Annotated in this window: 19 protein-coding genes; 9 read left to right on the top strand and 10 right to left on the bottom strand. The window is 61.9% G+C overall.

What is annotated here, in order from left to right; genetic code table 11:
* Positions 1-66: 66 nt before the first annotated feature.
* A complete protein-coding gene (gene hpnO / locus Q2M23_RS04845) occupies positions 67-1,458 on the top strand; it encodes an aminobacteriohopanetriol synthase HpnO (protein ID WP_057015689.1) in 1,392 nt (463 codons plus the stop codon).
* Positions 1,459-1,560: 102 nt separating this feature from the next.
* Here hpnO and Q2M23_RS04840 read toward each other — a convergent pair whose 3' ends face one another.
* The 4 genes from Q2M23_RS04840 to Q2M23_RS04825 all read right to left on the bottom strand — a co-directional run bounded on the left by Q2M23_RS04840 (position 1,561) and on the right by Q2M23_RS04825 (position 4,269).
* Positions 1,561-2,331 carry an anti-sigma factor family protein gene (locus Q2M23_RS04840; RefSeq protein WP_057015688.1) on the bottom strand — a complete coding sequence of 257 codons (771 nt, stop codon included), beginning with the start codon at positions 2,329-2,331 and terminating at the stop codon, positions 1,561-1,563.
* Complete coding sequence (locus tag Q2M23_RS04835; protein ID WP_018270594.1) at positions 2,328-2,885, bottom strand: sigma-70 family RNA polymerase sigma factor; 558 nt, start codon at positions 2,883-2,885, stop codon at positions 2,328-2,330. The genes Q2M23_RS04840 and Q2M23_RS04835 overlap by 4 nt, the downstream gene beginning before the upstream one ends.
* A gap of 94 nt (positions 2,886-2,979) precedes the next feature.
* Positions 2,980-3,303 (bottom strand): cupredoxin family copper-binding protein, encoded by a 324-nt coding sequence (locus Q2M23_RS04830; RefSeq protein WP_229190026.1) that lies wholly within the window; start codon positions 3,301-3,303, stop codon positions 2,980-2,982.
* Positions 3,304-3,315: 12 nt separating this feature from the next.
* The gene (locus Q2M23_RS04825) at positions 3,316-4,269 is read right to left on the bottom strand and encodes a metallophosphoesterase family protein (RefSeq protein ID WP_253640299.1); all 954 of its coding nucleotides are present in this window, start codon (positions 4,267-4,269) and stop codon (positions 3,316-3,318) included.
* Between the two features lie 249 nt (positions 4,270-4,518).
* Here Q2M23_RS04825 and Q2M23_RS04820 point away from each other — a divergent pair, with 249 nt between their 5' ends.
* A complete protein-coding gene (locus Q2M23_RS04820) occupies positions 4,519-4,926 on the top strand; it encodes a GFA family protein (RefSeq protein ID WP_253609577.1) in 408 nt (135 codons plus the stop codon).
* Positions 4,927-5,024: 98 nt separating this feature from the next.
* Here Q2M23_RS04820 and Q2M23_RS04815 read toward each other — a convergent pair whose 3' ends face one another.
* Positions 5,025-5,579, bottom strand: a complete 555-nt coding sequence (locus Q2M23_RS04815; protein WP_233475477.1) for a Spy/CpxP family protein refolding chaperone — start codon at positions 5,577-5,579, stop codon at positions 5,025-5,027.
* Positions 5,580-5,760: 181 nt separating this feature from the next.
* Between Q2M23_RS04815 and cax the strand changes: the two genes are divergently transcribed.
* On the top strand, positions 5,761-6,864 hold the full coding sequence (cax, locus tag Q2M23_RS04810) for a calcium/proton exchanger (RefSeq protein WP_316394653.1): 1,104 nt from the start codon (positions 5,761-5,763) through the stop codon (positions 6,862-6,864).
* 78 nt (positions 6,865-6,942) lie between these two features.
* Here cax and Q2M23_RS04805 read toward each other — a convergent pair whose 3' ends face one another.
* The 4 genes from Q2M23_RS04805 to Q2M23_RS04790 form a co-directional block, all read right to left on the bottom strand.
* Complete coding sequence (locus Q2M23_RS04805) at positions 6,943-7,230, bottom strand: hypothetical protein (protein ID WP_244558960.1); 288 nt, start codon at positions 7,228-7,230, stop codon at positions 6,943-6,945.
* Positions 7,231-7,342: 112 nt separating this feature from the next.
* Positions 7,343-7,789 carry a hypothetical protein gene (locus Q2M23_RS04800; protein ID WP_316394649.1) on the bottom strand — a complete coding sequence of 149 codons (447 nt, stop codon included), beginning with the start codon at positions 7,787-7,789 and terminating at the stop codon, positions 7,343-7,345.
* Positions 7,790-8,125: 336 nt separating this feature from the next.
* Positions 8,126-8,923 carry a hypothetical protein gene (locus tag Q2M23_RS04795; RefSeq protein ID WP_316394647.1) on the bottom strand — a complete coding sequence of 266 codons (798 nt, stop codon included), beginning with the start codon at positions 8,921-8,923 and terminating at the stop codon, positions 8,126-8,128.
* A 132-nt stretch (positions 8,924-9,055) separates the two neighbouring features.
* Positions 9,056-10,108: an AraC family transcriptional regulator gene (locus tag Q2M23_RS04790; RefSeq protein WP_310885009.1), complete on the bottom strand. Its 1,053-nt coding sequence runs from the start codon at positions 10,106-10,108 to the stop codon at positions 9,056-9,058.
* A gap of 217 nt (positions 10,109-10,325) precedes the next feature.
* Between Q2M23_RS04790 and Q2M23_RS04785 the strand changes: the two genes are divergently transcribed.
* The 6 genes from Q2M23_RS04785 to Q2M23_RS04760 all read left to right on the top strand — a co-directional run bounded on the left by Q2M23_RS04785 (position 10,326) and on the right by Q2M23_RS04760 (position 15,299).
* Entirely contained in the window at positions 10,326-10,712 is a 387-nt protein-coding gene (locus Q2M23_RS04785; protein ID WP_316394644.1) for an AraC family transcriptional regulator, read from the top strand.
* 106 nt (positions 10,713-10,818) lie between these two features.
* Complete coding sequence (locus Q2M23_RS04780) at positions 10,819-11,487, top strand: hypothetical protein (RefSeq protein WP_244558961.1); 669 nt, start codon at positions 10,819-10,821, stop codon at positions 11,485-11,487.
* Between the two features lie 106 nt (positions 11,488-11,593).
* Complete coding sequence (locus tag Q2M23_RS04775) at positions 11,594-11,935, top strand: HdeA/HdeB family chaperone (protein WP_057015680.1); 342 nt, start codon at positions 11,594-11,596, stop codon at positions 11,933-11,935.
* Positions 11,936-12,026: 91 nt separating this feature from the next.
* Positions 12,027-13,460, top strand: a complete 1,434-nt coding sequence (locus tag Q2M23_RS04770) for a DUF1254 domain-containing protein (protein ID WP_316394637.1) — start codon at positions 12,027-12,029, stop codon at positions 13,458-13,460.
* 205 nt (positions 13,461-13,665) lie between these two features.
* The gene (locus tag Q2M23_RS04765) at positions 13,666-14,667 is read left to right on the top strand and encodes a transporter (protein ID WP_316394635.1); all 1,002 of its coding nucleotides are present in this window, start codon (positions 13,666-13,668) and stop codon (positions 14,665-14,667) included.
* Between the two features lie 125 nt (positions 14,668-14,792).
* Positions 14,793-15,299: a DUF2721 domain-containing protein gene (locus Q2M23_RS04760; protein WP_316394633.1), complete on the top strand. Its 507-nt coding sequence runs from the start codon at positions 14,793-14,795 to the stop codon at positions 15,297-15,299.
* A gap of 26 nt (positions 15,300-15,325) precedes the next feature.
* On the opposite strand, the gene Q2M23_RS04755 is transcribed toward Q2M23_RS04760, so the two are convergent.
* Positions 15,326-16,228, bottom strand: a complete 903-nt coding sequence (locus Q2M23_RS04755) for an alpha/beta hydrolase (protein ID WP_316394630.1) — start codon at positions 16,226-16,228, stop codon at positions 15,326-15,328.
* Between the last annotated feature and the right edge of the window lie 7 nt (positions 16,229-16,235).

Raw genomic sequence — 16,235 nt, 5'->3', positions numbered from 1 at the left:
GGGTCAAAACGCCGCTAGCGAGCGTTTTAAGTTGACGAGATGGCCATCAACCGACGTATGTAACGAATGGTAAGTTCCAATTTAGACGTTTCCGAGATTTTTGTGGAGCGCGAGGGGCAGCGCGGTGCCATGCACACGCGTCACCTCAACGAGCAGCTCGTTCGCGTTCTCAAGACCATCGGCTACGACGTCGGCTTCCAGAAGGGGCAAGGCCAATACCTCTTCGATCGTCAGGGGGCTCGTTACCTTGATCTATTGAGCGGATTTGGCGTTTTTGCGATTGGCCGCAATCATCCGGCCCTGCGCCAGGCGCTGAAGAGCGTGCTCGACGCCGATCTGCCCAATCTCGTGCAGCTCGATGTCTCGACGCTCGCCGGCGTGCTCGCTGAACGTCTTCTGGAACATGTTCCATATCTGGACAAGGTGTTTTTCGCCAATTCCGGCGCCGAAACCGTCGAAGCCGCGATCAAATTCGCGCGTGGCGCGACCGGCCGCCCCGGTATCGTCTATTGCGGGCATTCGTTCCACGGCCTGTCCTACGGCGCGCTGTCGCTGACGGATGATTCGAATTTCCGCGGCGGATTCGAGCCGCTGCTGCCGGGCTGCACTCCGATTCCCTTCAACGATCTCGAAGCGCTGGAGAAGGCGCTGTCGTCGCGCCAGGTCGGCGCCTTCATCGTCGAGCCGATCCAGGGCAAGGGCGTCAACATGCCCACCGACGAGTTCCTGCCCGGCGCGCTGGCGCTGTGCCGCAAATACGGCACGCTGTTCATCGCCGACGAGATCCAGACCGGCATCGGCCGCACCGGAAAATTCCTCGCGATCGAGCATTGGGGCATCGAGCCCGACATGGTGCTGCTGGCGAAGGCGCTGTCCGGCGGTCACGTGCCGATCGGCGCGCTGCTGACGCGCAAGAACATCTTCGACAAGATCTTCAACCAGATGGACCGCGCGGTCGTGCATGGCTCGACCTTCGCCAAGAACGATCTCGCGATGGCCGCCGGCATTGCCACGCTCGACGTCATCAAGGCCGAGAAGCTCGTCGAGAACGCCGCCAAGCGCGGCGCCGAGCTCCGTCTTGCGCTGACGCGCATGGTGCCTGGCTATGAACTGATGAAGGAAGTTCGCGGCAAAGGCCTGATGATCGGCGTCGAGTTCGGCCCGCCGAAATCGCTGCGGCTCAAGGCGTCGTGGAATCTGCTGGAGACCGCCAACAAGGGCCTGTTCTGCCAGCTGATCACGGTGCCGCTGTTCAAGGATCACAAGATCCTGACCCAGGTCGCGGGCCACGGCCTCCACACCATCAAACTGCTGCCGCCGCTCATGATCACCGAAGAGGACTGCACCTGGATCGAGAAGTCGTTCGACGACGTGATCGCCGGCAGCCACAAGGTGCCCGGCGCGATCTGGTCGCTCGGCAAGACGCTGGTCGACAACGCGGTGCGCAAGTCGGCGTAGTTTCGAACCTGTAGCCCGGATGGAGCGAAGCGAAATCCGGGATTCTCGCAACTGGCAAGACCGTTCCCGGATTGCGCTTCGCTCCATCCGGGCTACAAGATTTCACCCCTCCTTGTTGGCGCGCATTGCGCCCTCGAACTTGTCGCCGAACTCGGAGAGCTCGTCGGCGCCGAGATCGCTGACCGCCCAGTAGTTCAGGCCGCGGTCGCTCCAGCGGCGGATGTTGAAGCCCTGCAGTGTCGAGATCTTCGCCGCCTTGCGTTCGGTGTTCGCTGTCTGCGCCACGAACAGGTTGATGACGTGCTGGCGCCGCTTGTAGACCACGGCGCCGATCTCGCGGGCGTTGACGTAGTCGAGCCGGCCGCCGATCAGGGTAAAGCCCTGCGCGGTGAGATCGATCACCGGCGGCGAGACGTCAAGCTTGCCGTTGAACCAGGGCTTGACCGTATGCTGATCCGTCGAGATCACGTCGGTGAGGTGGCCGGCCTGCAGCGAACGCAGATGCGCCGACACCACCTCGTTCTCGATGCGCTGCTCGTCATCGTTGCGCAGCACGATCGCGACAAGGCCGGTCGCTGCCATCGCCGACACCGCGGAGCCCAGCGCGAAGCCGCGCAGCACCGAGCGCCGGGTCGGCGCCGCCTGCGCTTGCGGTTGCGGCAGTGACTTCTCGATCTTGCGGCGCAGCTCGAGCGGCGCCTTGTAGCGCAAATCGCTCTCGGCGATCGCCTGGCGGATCTCCTGATACTCCTTCATGAGCGCGGCACAATGCGCGCACCCCTCGACATGGACTTCCACTTCGCGCGCATGGCCGGCGTCGAGTTCGCCGTCGATCAGCGCGTGGATCAGCACTTCGGCTTCCTCGCAGGTCATTTCGCTTGCTCCTGTTCCGCAAGCCAGGCCGATCGCAGCATGGCTCGGGCACGCGCGAGGCGGGACATCACGGTGCCGACCGGCACGGCGGCGACATCGGCGATCTCGCGGTATGAAAGATTCTGGATTTCCCTGAGCACGAAGGTCTCGCGGAACGGCTCGGCAAGCGCCGCGACCAGCTTGCGCACGGTTTCGCCGTCGAAGCGGCGCAGCAGCTGCTTTTCCGGGGTCTCCGGGGCTTCATTCCACAGCGGGGTCTGCTCGCCGCCTTCGGGCAACTCCTCGACCGCGGTCGGGGCGGTCTTGCGCCTTGCATATTCGGCCCGGCAGACATTGCGCAGGATCGCGAACAGCCACGGCTTCATCGCAGGTCCGCGGTAGCTGTCGAAATGCTTGTAGGCGCGCAGATAGCATTCCTGCACCGCATCCTCGGCGTCGGCGGCGTCGCGCAGCAGATAGCGGGCCAGCGTATAGGCGTCGTCAAGGTACGGCAGCGCGGCCTCGCGGAAGCGCCGCGCCTTTTCGGGATCGTCTTGCGACGCGTTGACAACCATCGTGTCCTGTCCGGCATGTCGAGAGACGGCGCGTGCCCGGCCGGGGGCGGAGGGCCACCGGCCGGGCATGGTTGTGATTGTATGGGTTGTCACGTTACCCAACCTTGACACTGCCTGTCATGTGCGGATGCAGCGAGCAGAAATACTTGTACTCGCCGGGCTCCGTGAAGGTGAACGAGAAGGTGCCGTCGGTATCCATGGTCTTGGAGCGGAATTTGCCCGCGCACACCACGGTGTGCGGGATGTCGTCGCGGTTGGTCCAGGTCACTGTCGTGCCGGCCTTCACCTCGAGCTGGGGCGGGGTGAACGAGAAGTTGTCGATGTGAACCGCGGTATCTTCGGCGCGGGCCGCCGTGACCGGCAGCAGCATGGTCGCGACCACGGCGATCCCGAAGTCGCGTCGATTGATCGAACTCATCGGTCTTGTCCCTCAGCCTTGCAGCGGCGTGTCGATGATCGCCAGCGGCTGGCTGTTCTGCTTGAAGTTGATGCTGGCGACGCCGAGCATGCTGCGCAGCTTGGCATCCTCCACCTTCATCGGGCCGGGCGAGGGGGCGGAGCCCGGCGACGGCTGCGGGAAGGCGGTCGAACGCGCGGTGTGGAAGGTGACGTTGCCCTCGACCTTCTGCATTACCTGGTGGATGTGGCCGTTGAGCACCGTGACCGAGCCGAAGCCCTTGACGTATTCCAGCGCGCGGGCGCCGTCCTCGGTGCCCCAGCCCCATTGCGGATAGACCGTCCACAGCGGGATGTGGGCGAACAGCACGATCGGCGTCGACTTCGAGCGGCCCTTGAGGTCGTTCTCCAGCCATTCGAGCTGCTCGTTGCCGAGATTGCCGAGGCCGCCGCCCTTGAGGTCGACGACGTTGACGAGGCCGATGAAATGCACGCCGCCGGCATCGAACGAATAGTAGCCCGGACCCTTGGTGCCGCGGCCGTAGCGCTCCTTGTAGAGCTTGACCTCCTCGTCGATGAAGTCGTGCTCGCCCGGCACGTAGTGCACGTCGAGCTTGGCCTGCGAGATGATGCGATCGGCGTCATCGAATTCGGACGCCTTCGACAGATGCGTGATGTCGCCGGTGTGGATCATGAAGGACGGCTTGACCGGCATCGCCCGGACCTTGTTGATGGCCTCTTCCAGCGTGCCGATGGCGTTCGGGTTGGCCGGCTTGTCGAAGCCGACATGGCTGTCGCTGATCTGCATGAAGGTCATGCCGGGCGCAGCTTCCGCAGCCGCGGCCGAGCCGACGATGCCGAGCGAATGCGGCACGCCGCCGGTGACGGTCCACAGCACGCCGGTGCCGGCCCAGGTCATGCATTCCAGCACCTTGCGTCGGCTAACGCCTTTTTCCTCATCGCGATGGTCGTGATCGTGTCCGCTCATGGCAAGTCTCCCGTGGGCCCAGGGATTGGGTTTCCGGGGAGATGATCGGCGGGGCCGGGGCTTTATTCCCGACGCTTTGGCGGGGCCGAGGGCAGGGATGACGATTTCGTGAGGTACGACGCCGGTCTGCATGATCGGTGGGCGCAGGGGACCGCGCGACAGCTCGACGCAAGGGCAAGATGCGCAATTGAAGCGTTGCTGCTTGCGGCGTTATCGACCCGGCAAACCACTGATCGAGCGGAGGAAAACATGGCTGACGTCACCGGCGGCTGTCACTGCGGCGAGATCCGTTACGAGGTGACCGGCGAACCGGTCGTCCATGCTTTGTGTCACTGCACCGATTGCCGGCGCCACGCTGGCGCGCCGATGGTTGGCTGGGTCATGGTGGCCGAGGACATGGTCAAGGTGACCAAGGGGCAGCCCAGGATCTACCGATCCTCGGAGCACGGCCGGCGGCACTTCTGCGCGAACTGCGGCAGCGGACTTTTCTATACCAACGGCAACATGCTGCCCGGGTTCATCGACATCCAGAGCGGCACCTATGACGATCCCGACGCGGTGCCGGCCACGATGCATATCCAGGTCGCGGAGCGGCTGCGCTGGATGGAGGATGCACACGAGCTGCCGACCTTCGATCGCTTTCCGCCGCCGGAATGACCGCCGGTTGATGAACGCGGCGCTGCCTCTGGCGAAGCGGCGATGCGCGCCGCGACATGGAATCGCCCCGCAACGTAGACGCCTGCGCCCGTTTGGCTTTACTCGTCCTCGTCTTCCGGACCGCCGCGCTGCTCGATCGCATTTCGCACGCTACGCATGACAGCGAACGACACGAACGCCATCCTTCTCTTCTGATCATCGCTCAATGTCTTGTAGAGCGGCTCCCAGGCATCGGCGAGCTTCTTGAGGTCGGTCCCGCGCTGAATCAGCCGATCCGCCCTGCGCTGCATGAATTCGACCGGATTGCCTTCATGCATTCCGTCCATCGGTCCGTTTTCGTGCAATTCGGCAATGCGCTCCAACCGAGCCTGCCGATTTTTCGCTCTGGTGCGGATCGCATCCTCGATGGCCGGCCAGTACTTCTCCTGATCCGGAGTCAGCTGCAAGGCGGCCTTGACGATGCCGACGCGCATGTCGGTCAGGCTCTTCAGGTCGGCGGCGCTGGGTGGCGCAACGCCGACAGTCGGGGATGTCTCTGCTGCGATGGCGAGAGACGAGGTTGTCATCAAAAGTGCAATCGCTGCGGCGGCTGCGTTCCTCGTCATTGCAAACTCCTGAGCTGCTTTTCTTGGACGTCCCGAGAAGGAAAACATAGCCGGATCGGCTGCCGGTTGATCTAGGTCAAAGGGGCAGGGAGCCGGAGGCAGGAACGCTCTTCTGACCGTTCGCAAAATACCGAGCGACGTCGGCTGTTTGCGGGTTGAGCTAGATCAAGCGCGGGCGGTCCATGGTGTTCAGAAATTGCTGTCCAACTCCCACCGACCGGGCGGTCCCATGCACCTTCTGCTCAAGGAAATTCGACATAATCCACTGCTCTGGATGCTGGTCTTCGTACCGATCGTGCTGGCGGTCGAGACGGCAGCTCCGTCCGCCCACACCGCCCTGTTTGTGCTCGCCGTCCTGGCCATCGTGCCGTTGGCCGCCCTTCTCAGCCACGCGACTGAGAGCGTCGCAGAGAAAACCGGTGACGCAGTCGGAGGCCTGCTCAACGCAACTTTGGGCAATCTGACCGAGCTGATCATCGCGATCGCTGCGCTGCATGCCGGAGAGTACATGCTGGTCAAGGCATCGATCGCTGGTGCGATCGTCACCAATTCACTCTTCATGCTCGGCGCATCGTTCCTGCTCGGTGGGCTCCGCCATCACGTTCAGGAGTATAATCGGGCCGGCGGGAGGATGTACGCAGCGCTGCTGCTGATGGCCACGATTGCGTTGCTTGCGCCCTCGGCTGTTGCCGACCTCGATCCGGCGCGCGGCGATGCCATGGCGCTGGCTCTCAGTACGGGCCTCGCTGTGCTGCTGATATGCGCCTATGGGCTCGGCTTGCTGTTCTCGCTCAAGACACACAAGGAGCTGTTCGCAAGCGAGGAGCATGGCGAAACCGGCGGCGCCGGCTGGCCGATCGGACTTGCGTTAGGCACCCTTCTCGTCGTCACGGTGCTGGTTGCACTGGTCAGCGAAATATTCGTTAGCTCGGTGCAGAAAGCGGGCGAGACGCTGGGATTGAGCCCGGCGTTCGTCGGTTTCATCATCGTCGCGCTGGTCGGCGCCGCGGCAGAAATGGCGGTCGCGTTTTCTGCGGCGCGCAAGAACCGTCTCGATATGAGCGTCAGCATCGCGCTCGGCAGCGCGTCTCAAATCGCCTTGTTTGTCGCGCCGGCACTGGTGCTTCTGAGCTACGTCGTCGGTCCGAAGCCGATGGATTTGCAGTTCTGGCCGGGCGCCGTGACGATGGTCATGATCGCCTCCGTGACGTCCTGCTTCATCACCAACAGCGGACGGTCGGCATGGTTTATCGGCGCCTTGCTCGTGCTCATCTATGTGATTTTCGCCATGACCCTGTACATGGTGCCACCTGGATCGCACGGCCCGGTTTGATCAACGGCGAGCGTTGCCGGCACCAATCCGGACGAGGGCGCGTGTTCTTCGTCGCGTTCACGCGGACCCCTGATGGCTTTAGAGCGGTAGCTCGCTCTGACCGCGCGTCCAGTCGATGATGTCGATCTGGAGCCCCCGTTTCAGAATCTCGGCCTCAAGATTGCTGGCATGCCGCTTCCATTCGGCCGTCGACCGGACCCGGAATTTTGGATCTTCACCGTTTGCCTCGAACTCATCGTCGGCTTCGAGCGCGCCGCGAACAGCCTCGTACATCATCTTAAGGCTCGCGTCGGTGAAGGCGTCGTACTCCATCGAGCCGTCTCCTTGGAAAAGCAAAATGCAAGGGACCGCCACGATGGCGATCATGGCGTCTCTTTGCGATCGATCCATTCAAAATGGACATGCCGATGCCTGACCGAAGCTCGACAGCGAGCCGGTGCGGTGCAACCGCATGTCCATCCATTGCAGCTCAGCCGGATCAATACTGCGGGCAGACCATTTGCCCGTATTCATTGTAGTAGCAGCTTTGGTTGCCGTAGTAGCCATAGGCGCCATACGCGCCGGCTGCGGCTGCAGCGCCGACGGCGGCAGCACCATAACCCCAGCCCGGCCGATAGTAGCCTCTGCCGTAGCCGGGATAGCCGGCGACCGGGCGGCCAGGGCGCCCTGCAATCGGTCGACCGGGATAGCCCGGACGCCCTGCAATCGGTCGGCCACCTGGACGGCCGGCAACGCGATATCCTCCACCGTGAACTCTTCCGCCGCTTACATGCATGCCACCGCCACGCATCCCGCCGCCGTGAAAGCCGCCTCCGCCGCCGCGGAAGCCGCCTCCTCCTCCGCGACGGGCATAGGCGTCATCAGGAATCAGGCAGACAGCGACGAGAACCAGAGCCGCCAGAGCGGCGAGGATGCAACGAAGCATGGCGTGTCCTCCCTATGGGACAATTTGCGAACGGCGACACTGCGACAATTTCGCCTCGCGAGATTGACGTAGATCAACGGAATGCAGTAGGGCGCGCATTCCAAAAGGGTCAGGCAGCTGTCATCAACCCCAGGCGCAATCTGTACTTTGCTGCCGAAGCATCTTGCCTGGAATGCGAACGTGAGTTCCATGGCATTTGCTTTCGCCTCAGTCAGGCGACAGCCATCGTTTCTTTGCCGAGTTCACCTGGTGTTTTTACGTCCTGTCGGGGGCGGGTCGCTCGCACCCTCGTCGGATGGTCTCGGTGCTTGCTTGCTCGGGCGGCCGGGGCGCCGGCTAGTTCTTGACGGCATACAGAGGCGTTCTGAACGTCAGTTGATAGGCCGGTTTCGGCACCCACATGATTTCGGCTGTGACGCCAAACAGTCGGTTGTCATTATCGTCCACGCGGTCGAGATCGATCCGCACGATCGGTTGCGCAAAGGGCTGAATGGATGCGAGGTTCAGAAGCTGCGCGCCCTCGAAGGATTGCACGCCCACGCGGCCGGTAAATTTCCAATTGTTCGGCCATTGATAGTAGCCGCCGACATAGGCAATCGTGTTCGGGTTGATCCTTCCCAGCGCACCGTCGACGTCGGTTCGCGTGTATTGGAAACCGCCGAGGAAGCCTCTGGTCTCATCGGAATCGAGCGCATAGTCAAATTCGAGAATGTTGTTGAAGGAGGTTGTGCTCAGTGGACCATCGGGAATCGACTTTGTGATAGTCGACTGCAGCGTCACGGTAGGAAAGGTTCCACCGTTCTGCTCGTAAAGGTCGGCCTGGAAGCCGATGTTCCAGCTTGTGATTTGAAAGGACGAAAAGCCGGCGCTTCCAAAGCTCGTCGAACTACCGGAGACGCCGGCATAAAGCGAGGCGCTCTCGGTGACATCGACCGTCAGCGGAAAATCCATATTGAGAGATTTCGCTGCTGGCAGGCCGACCGGAAATGCCGCGCCGCCTGATGTCGCAAGCGTCTGCGTATTGAACAGCGTCGGATGGCCAAAAGCCGAACGCGAGCGATCCTGCCGGAACCTGTGCGTAGATCGTCCTGAGGTCGAGATAGATCGTCGGCACCGAAGCATTGGCAAGGCCATCATCGTTTGCGGCAAAGGCCTGCGCAACCGGGACGGCGATAAGCAGCGCGCACAATGCCGCGCTCAAGATCGATCCGGGAGCCAGGAGCCCCGCGTTGTTACGTGGCGGCGCGTTCAAGGCGAGAACCTTCCCTAGGCGCGGCGATTGCCATTGGATCGGGAGGCAGGCCGATCGATCGTGGCTTGTCCGTTGCTCGACCTTTGCCGAAACTCCCGTGGGGTGCAGCCGGAAATCCGGCGGAAAGCCCGCGTGAAGTGGGCAGGGTCGGCATAGCCCGACGAGAATGCAACGTCGATGATCTTGATTTCTGTGCTGCCCAGAAGCTTGGCCGCATTGTTGAAGCGAGCCTGCTCAAGCAGACCCGAATATGTCAGACCAGCGAGCGAAAGCCTCCGCTGCAGACTCCTGGTGCTCACGCCCATCATCTCGGCGGCCTGCATGATCGTGAGGCCTCCTTGATCAAGGTAGGAGGGCAAGCTTAGCTTCAGTGCGCTGACGACGTCCTTTCCGAATGACTGCGGCTCGTGATCGGCGGGCGTCGGCCGAACGTCGTTTGCGGGATTTGCAAGACTGAGGAGTTCTGCCGGCACTTCGATCCATGACGCCTTTTGACCCGACATGAAGCGCGTGTTCGGCCAATGCGACTGGACCTCCGGGCTCGGCGTATAGAGTGCTTCAAACGCAATCACTCTCGGAGACCAACTGATCCCGGCGAACTGACGGACGATGTGCAGGACGAATATGTTCTGAAGCCACTGGGATATCTCAAGATGGGAAATGCCCTCCGTTCCAGTAAGCTTGCTGCAAATCTTCAAGTTCTCGCCGCTTGGCTCGAGCCATAGCTGGAGGATCGTATCTTCGCACGGCGCCCACCGGCAAATTTGCTGCAGGGCAACCAGAAGCGTTGGCGCATGGCGCACCCGCGCCCGCATGGCTTCGCTCAAATGTTCGAACGAGAGCCGCTGGGCTGCGCGAAAGGCGATTTCCGATAGGCCCTGCTTTTGCTGAGCGGCCGTCGCGAACCGAACCGCCGGCAGCAAAGGCACGTAATGATCCGCTTTTTCTTCAAAGGACGTCGGGAGTTGAAATCTGGCGAGAAGTGCTGCCGTCGGGCCGCCTATTTCAGAATGGAGCTCAGCGAACGGGATCAGAAATTGACAACGGGTCAATGGAATGACGGTCATTACTACCTACCCAAGAAGTTTTGCCGCGATCGCAGCTTAGCAGGCCGGAACTCGTCTTGCGTTGTCTTTATCGCGAAACCAGCTGCGACGACGCGTTCGACGAATTCCGGTTCGCGAAAGTTTTGGCGGCCGATGGCCAGATCGGTGGACCAAGCTGCTTTATCTTGAAGCGTCGTTTTTCTTGCAGGAGCACGGGCTTCACGCCTCAAACCAACCGATGAGAGCTGTCCGATTGCCTTCAGCCCAGGCGGTCCGCGCAGTCATTGTCGCGTCGCTGCGACACGGTGACGCAACTCTTGATAGCACCGCTCGCGCCCTCAAGATCAGCTCGCGCACGTTGCAGCGACACCTTGGTCGCCTGGGCACCAGCCACAGGGACATACTCGCGGAGGTTCGCTTGAACATCGCTTGCCGCTTGCTCGTAGACTCAAGCAAGCGGCTGTCGGAAATCGCGAAATTCGTCGGCTACAGCAACGCCAGCAGCTTCAGCCGCAGGTTCGTGCGTTTGATGAAAATCCAACCTATCGTTTACAGGCAGCGGCAACTTGCCGATCGGCAGGGCCAAGCGGGCCATCGCAAGAGATCCCACACCGCTGGGCCATGACAATTCCGATCATTGGCGCGAAATGGCAAGACGCGCGATTTGAATTGGCGCGAAATGCTTAGCGAAGCTGATTGCCGAGATTGCGCTCCCCAAAGGAATAACAAACATGACCCTTCGCTCAGCTCTGTTGGTATTTTGCGTCGCCGGATTGATTGCCGCTCCCCATAAGGCGCTTTCCCAAACTGCACCCGAGAACAAACCACACGTACCGCTCGAGAAGTCGATAGGTCAGGCAAAGCCGGAAGTCGTGCCATCGCTCTTCGTCCTCAACTCGCGCGGTGCGAGCTTGAAGGACGGGAAGCTTGTGCTGACGGGGGTTTCACCGAATGCGATCGTGTTCGCCGATCGGCCCGTGAGGGCAGCCGGTCATGATCTCACATCGCGCATTGTCGAGGATTGGGGCAATGGCAGTGACAATTTCGCAAAGGACCCTCCAAACGCCACGGTGTCCGGGTTCAGGAAAGACGGATCATCGGTAGCGGACGCCGTCGTCGTCTTGAAATCGCCCAAGCTCGAAGGCGACAGGCTGACTTTCGATGTCGATATGCTCGAAGGCGACCTTGCGGGGGCTGATGGACCGGCGTCGATCTTTATCGACATCATCGGTCGTCCATTCACGCCGCTGTCTTTTGCCGGCGTTGCCCGCCGCACCGCCTGGCGAGGTGCTTACTACCGCGGCGCTGCAGTCGCGGGTGCGGCCGCGCTTGGAGCTGCGGCAGCCTATCCGTACTACGCCCCCCGATGCGGATACTATCCTTATCCGCCTTGTTACTGAGCAACGCGACCGTCGCGTCGAAGCCGCCGGGCCGACAGGTGGAAGATCGGCCGCGATCTAAGCCGGGCACGCGAGCTCACAGGAGAGCATCATGAGACGAACCGCTATGATCGCAGCATCGCTGATCGTCGCCGGCATTCAGTCGGCGCACGCGCAGACAGACCTCAGCGCCTACGCCAACGCCGAAGGCTATCTGGACGTTCAGAAGCTGACCTGCGCGCAACTCGCCGGAACATGGCAGGGAGACGCCGACCTTCTCACTGCCTGGTACAGCGGTTGGTACAACGGGCTTGCGCGCAAGCACTACCTCGACATCAAGAAGTCCCGCGAGGCCGAGCACGAAGTAATCCAACATTGCAAGGCGCATCCTGATCAACTCATCATCGAAGCGATCGCGGCGGTCTTCAAGGATATGAGAGCGGCGCTCGGGATCAGGATGCAGCCCTGACCCGCGGGATCGGACACCTTTTACGGCAGGCCGACAGTCGGAGCAGCCTGACGATTGTTTGAAGACCATTCGATTTGCAAAGGAGAGAACAATGGAGATCACGCGTCGCAATCTTGCGCTCGGCGGAATGGGTCTGCTCACCGGAGCGGCGATAGGTCGACCAGCCGTCGCCGAGGAGGGAGCTTTCGCGGGTGTCGGTCAGGGCTTGGAGGACTTCTGGCTCGCGAGCGACGCCTACATATTCGGCTATCCGTTGGTGACGATGGAGATGACGCGGAGGATCATCACCAACGTCGCGGAGCCCGTGGGCACGCGAGGGCCGATGGGCCATATCATCAAGCTGCGCCAATATCCGGACGCGTCGTTCCGTGATGTTACTGCGCCCAACGCGGACACGCTCTACACCACGTCCTTCTTCGACGTCGGGAAAGAACCGTGGGTCCTCAGCATCCCGGACATGAAGGGGCGCTATTTCCTGATGCCCATGCTTGATGGCTGGACGACGGTGTTCCAGGTGCCGGGAAAGCGCACCACCGGCACCGGTGCCCAAACCTATGCCATCACCGGGCCCGGCTGGAAGGGCACGCTGCCGGACGGCGTGAAGGAGTACAAATCGCCCACCAATATCGTGTGGCTGCTCGGCCGCATCTATTGCACCGGGACGCCGGAGGACTACGCCGCCGTCCACAAGCTGCAGGATGAGTGCAAGCTCGTTCCGCTCAGTGCTTACGGCAAGCCGTACACACCGCCTCCAGGAAAGGTCGATCCTTCGATCGACATGAAGACGGCCGTCCGCGAACAGGTCAATCGCATGGACGCGGTGTCGTATTTCAAGCTGCTATGCGAGCTCATGAAAAGCAACCCGCCGAACGCGGCAGACGCGGCCCAGCTCGCCAAATTTGCCCGCATCGGCATCGTACCCGGGCGGGACTTTGACGAGACCAAGCTGAAGGCGGACTTCCTGAAGCGTGTGCCCGAGGTGTCATTCGACAGGATCATGCTTCAGTTCAAGGTCAACAAGGCCATCACGGATGAGAACGGCTTTGCGTTCACGACGAAAACCGGCATCTACGGGACGGACTACCCGATGCGGGCCCTGGTAACCGCGATCGGACTCGGCGCCAACCGCCCGCAGGATGCCGTCTATCCGACCTCGCAAAAGGATGCGGATGGCCGCAAGTACAATGGTGCGAACAAATACGTCATGCGGTTTCCCAAAGGCCACTTGCCTCCGGTCGAGGGATTCTGGTCGCTCACCATGTACGACAGCAGCTACTTCTTCGTGAACAATCCGCTCAACCGATATTCGATCAGTGCGCGGGAAAATCTGAAGGAAAATCCGGACGGCTCGACCGATCTCTATATTCAGAAAGACTCGCCCGGCAAAGACAAGGAATCGAACTGGCTTCCTGCGCCCGAGGGAGATTTCATACTCATGCTGCGGATGTATTGGCCGCAGGAAACCGACCCCTCGATCATCGACGGCACTTGGACGATTCCGGCCGCCAAGAAGATCGGGGCCTGAGAAACTGGATTCAGGCTGGCTCCAACCGGGCCGGCATGAATCAATGTGCTACAATTTTGCGGCGAATCGTGCGCTTGAGCGAGCCGTACAGGTCGCACCGCACCAAAGGGGGCGTGACATGCGGCTTCGCGGTCTTTCGATGAGGCGGCGACCAAACGGGCGAGGCAAGACACTCAGGGATGTCGGCATCGCCATGATACTGGTCATGGCGTCAGTTTCGTCTGAGACCGCGCGTGCCGACGAGGCCGGCGTCTCATACTGGCTTCCCGGCCGCTTCGGCAGCCTCGCTGCGACCCCGCAGGTCCCTGGCTGGTCGATGGCGGAGGTCTACTATCACACCAGCGTAAGTGCATTCGGCAATGCCGCGGCCGCCAGGGAGATCCAGGTCGGCAGAATCCCCGCCGCGGCTAACGTCAACCTAAACCTGCATCTCAACGCGCAGGCGGATCTCATCCTTCTCAATCCCACTTATACGTTCGCAACGCCGGTGCTGGGTGGCCAACTTGCCATCGGCGTGACCGGGCTGTTCGGACGGTCGAGCGCGGATCTTGCGGGGACGCTGACGGCGGCCGTCGGTCCGCTGGCGACAACCCGCACCGGCAGCTTCGGCGATTCGATCACATCGGTCGGCGACCTCTACCCGCAGGCGACGCTGAAGTGGAACGCCGGGGTGCACAATTTCATGAGCTATGTAACGGGAGACATCCCGGTCGGAGCATACAGCCCGAGCAGCCTTGCCAATCTCGGCATCGGTCACGCGGCCATCGATGCCGGCGGCGGCTACACCTACTTCAACCAGCAGGCGGGCCACGAATTTTCCGCGGTCGCGGGCTTCACCTACAATTTCAAGAATCCGGATACCCAGTACCAGAGCGGGGTCGACTTCCATCTGGATTGGGGCGCCTCCCAATTCCTGTCAAAGCAGGTTTTCGTTGGCCTGGTTGGATATGCCTATCAGCAGGTCACCGACGATTTCGGCCAGCACCCTGTCCTGGGAGGCTTCCGGTCCCGCGTGCTTGGCGTTGGTCCGCAGATCGGCTTCCTGTTTCCCGTAGGCGACATGCAGGGTTATCTGAATCTCAAAGGGTATGGAGAATTTGCAGCAGAGAATCGCCCGGCCGGCTGGAATACCTGGTTGACGTTCTCGATCTCTCCGATGGCGCCGACCAGCACCGTGACGCCGGCCCGACGAGTCGTGACAAAATAGCAGCGCTGCTGGCGCCTTCGATTGTGCCGAGATCACGCCACTATGGGCCGCAACCGTGTCGATGCCCGCCGTTCGGACGCCGCCCGGCAATTAGCCGACGCCGGTTCGATACGCGGGCGTCGTGATTGTCAGCAGGGTCCCACGCTGCCAATGCTCGGCCGATTGGTTTCAGCCGCGCCAACCCGAAAGTGGAGTCGATGTTACCGGATACGCCGTCGGTCAGTCAGCTCTCTCAAGTGATTTCTCAAGCGGCCGCGCCCGCATTTCTGCTTGGCGCATTGGCGGCCTTTATCGCGGTGCTGATTTCCCGCCTGAACCGGATCATCGACAGATCGATTTACCTGAACCAAATTTCGGATCAGGATCAGGCGAGATGCCGGCTCAAGGCAGACCTGCCGCGTCTTGCTCGGCGCGCCACCATGATCAATCGCGCGATCTTCTGGTCCATCATGGGAAGCATTTCGATCAGCGTTGTCATCGTCGTCGGCTTTGTGAGTGCGTTCCTTCACATCCAGCACGAGCGGGACGTTGCCATTCTCTTCATTGTTGCCGTTGTGGCTTTCATCGTGTCGTTGGTCGATTTCGCGCGAGAGGTCCGAATTGCCCTGAGCGAGTTCGATCACTACGGCTAGACGCAACGCATTGATACGTGCATGCCTTAACGCGCACGCGCGGCAAATGTCGTGAGCGCTGCCACCAGCAGCTCCGGCGCTTCCTGCGCGACGCAATGGCCGACGCCGTCGAAGGTCCAGCGGCTCGCATGCGGGATCAGCGCCGCGGCGCGGTCGGCCATTTCCTTGTAGATCGGCCATGACTGCTCGGTGGTCGCGATGCAGACCGGGCAGGCAATGTCGGAGAACCAGGGGAACGGATTACCGCGGGCGTCGCCGGTGTAGATCTGCTCCATGGCCTGGAAGATCGGCCCGAGCAGGGCCGACTCGATTTCCGGCGTACAAAGCAGCCGCATGCGGCCGTCGCCGAGCCGCGCAAAGCCGTGATGGACATAGGCCCACAGCGACCGTTCGGTCCATGGTGCGAAGGCCGGCGCGGCGCGCAGCCGCTGGAACAGATCGTCGGCGCTGTCGAACTCGGCCCGGCGGCGCAGCACGCCCTGCACCGAGCCGTTCGCGATGTCGCTGAGGTCTCCGGCGCGCGGCGCGCGCGGATCCATCGCGGTCGGCTCCGTGACATGCAGGCGCGCGAAGCGACCGGGCATCAGTCTGGCTGCGAGCAGCAGGTCGGTTGCGCCGGCACTGTGACCGATGCCGTAGATGTCATGGAGGTCGAGGCGCTCCACCACCATGCGGACGTCTTCGGCAAAATCCTGGAAGTGATAGCGATCGGCCGGCGGCTTGTGGCTCAAGCCATGGCCGCGGCGGTCGATCGCGTAGACCGTGTAATCGGCCGCCAGCGCCTCTGCGACCTCGGTCCACACCTCCGCGACAAAGCCTGTACCGTGCAGCAGCAGCGCCGGCGGCTTGTCCGAGGCCGGCTCGCCCCATTGCGCCACCGCAACCTGTGCACGGGCATCGCCAACCAGGAAGCGCTTCGGGGCGTTCATCGTTGTT

Origin of the sequence: Bradyrhizobium sp. 33ap4, from assembly GCF_032654765.1 — a bacterium.
GTDB lineage: Bacteria > Pseudomonadota > Alphaproteobacteria > Rhizobiales > Xanthobacteraceae > Bradyrhizobium > Bradyrhizobium australafricanum.
The sequence above is the reverse complement of the archived record's forward strand: the minus strand, read 5'-3'. Positions and strand labels throughout refer to the sequence as shown.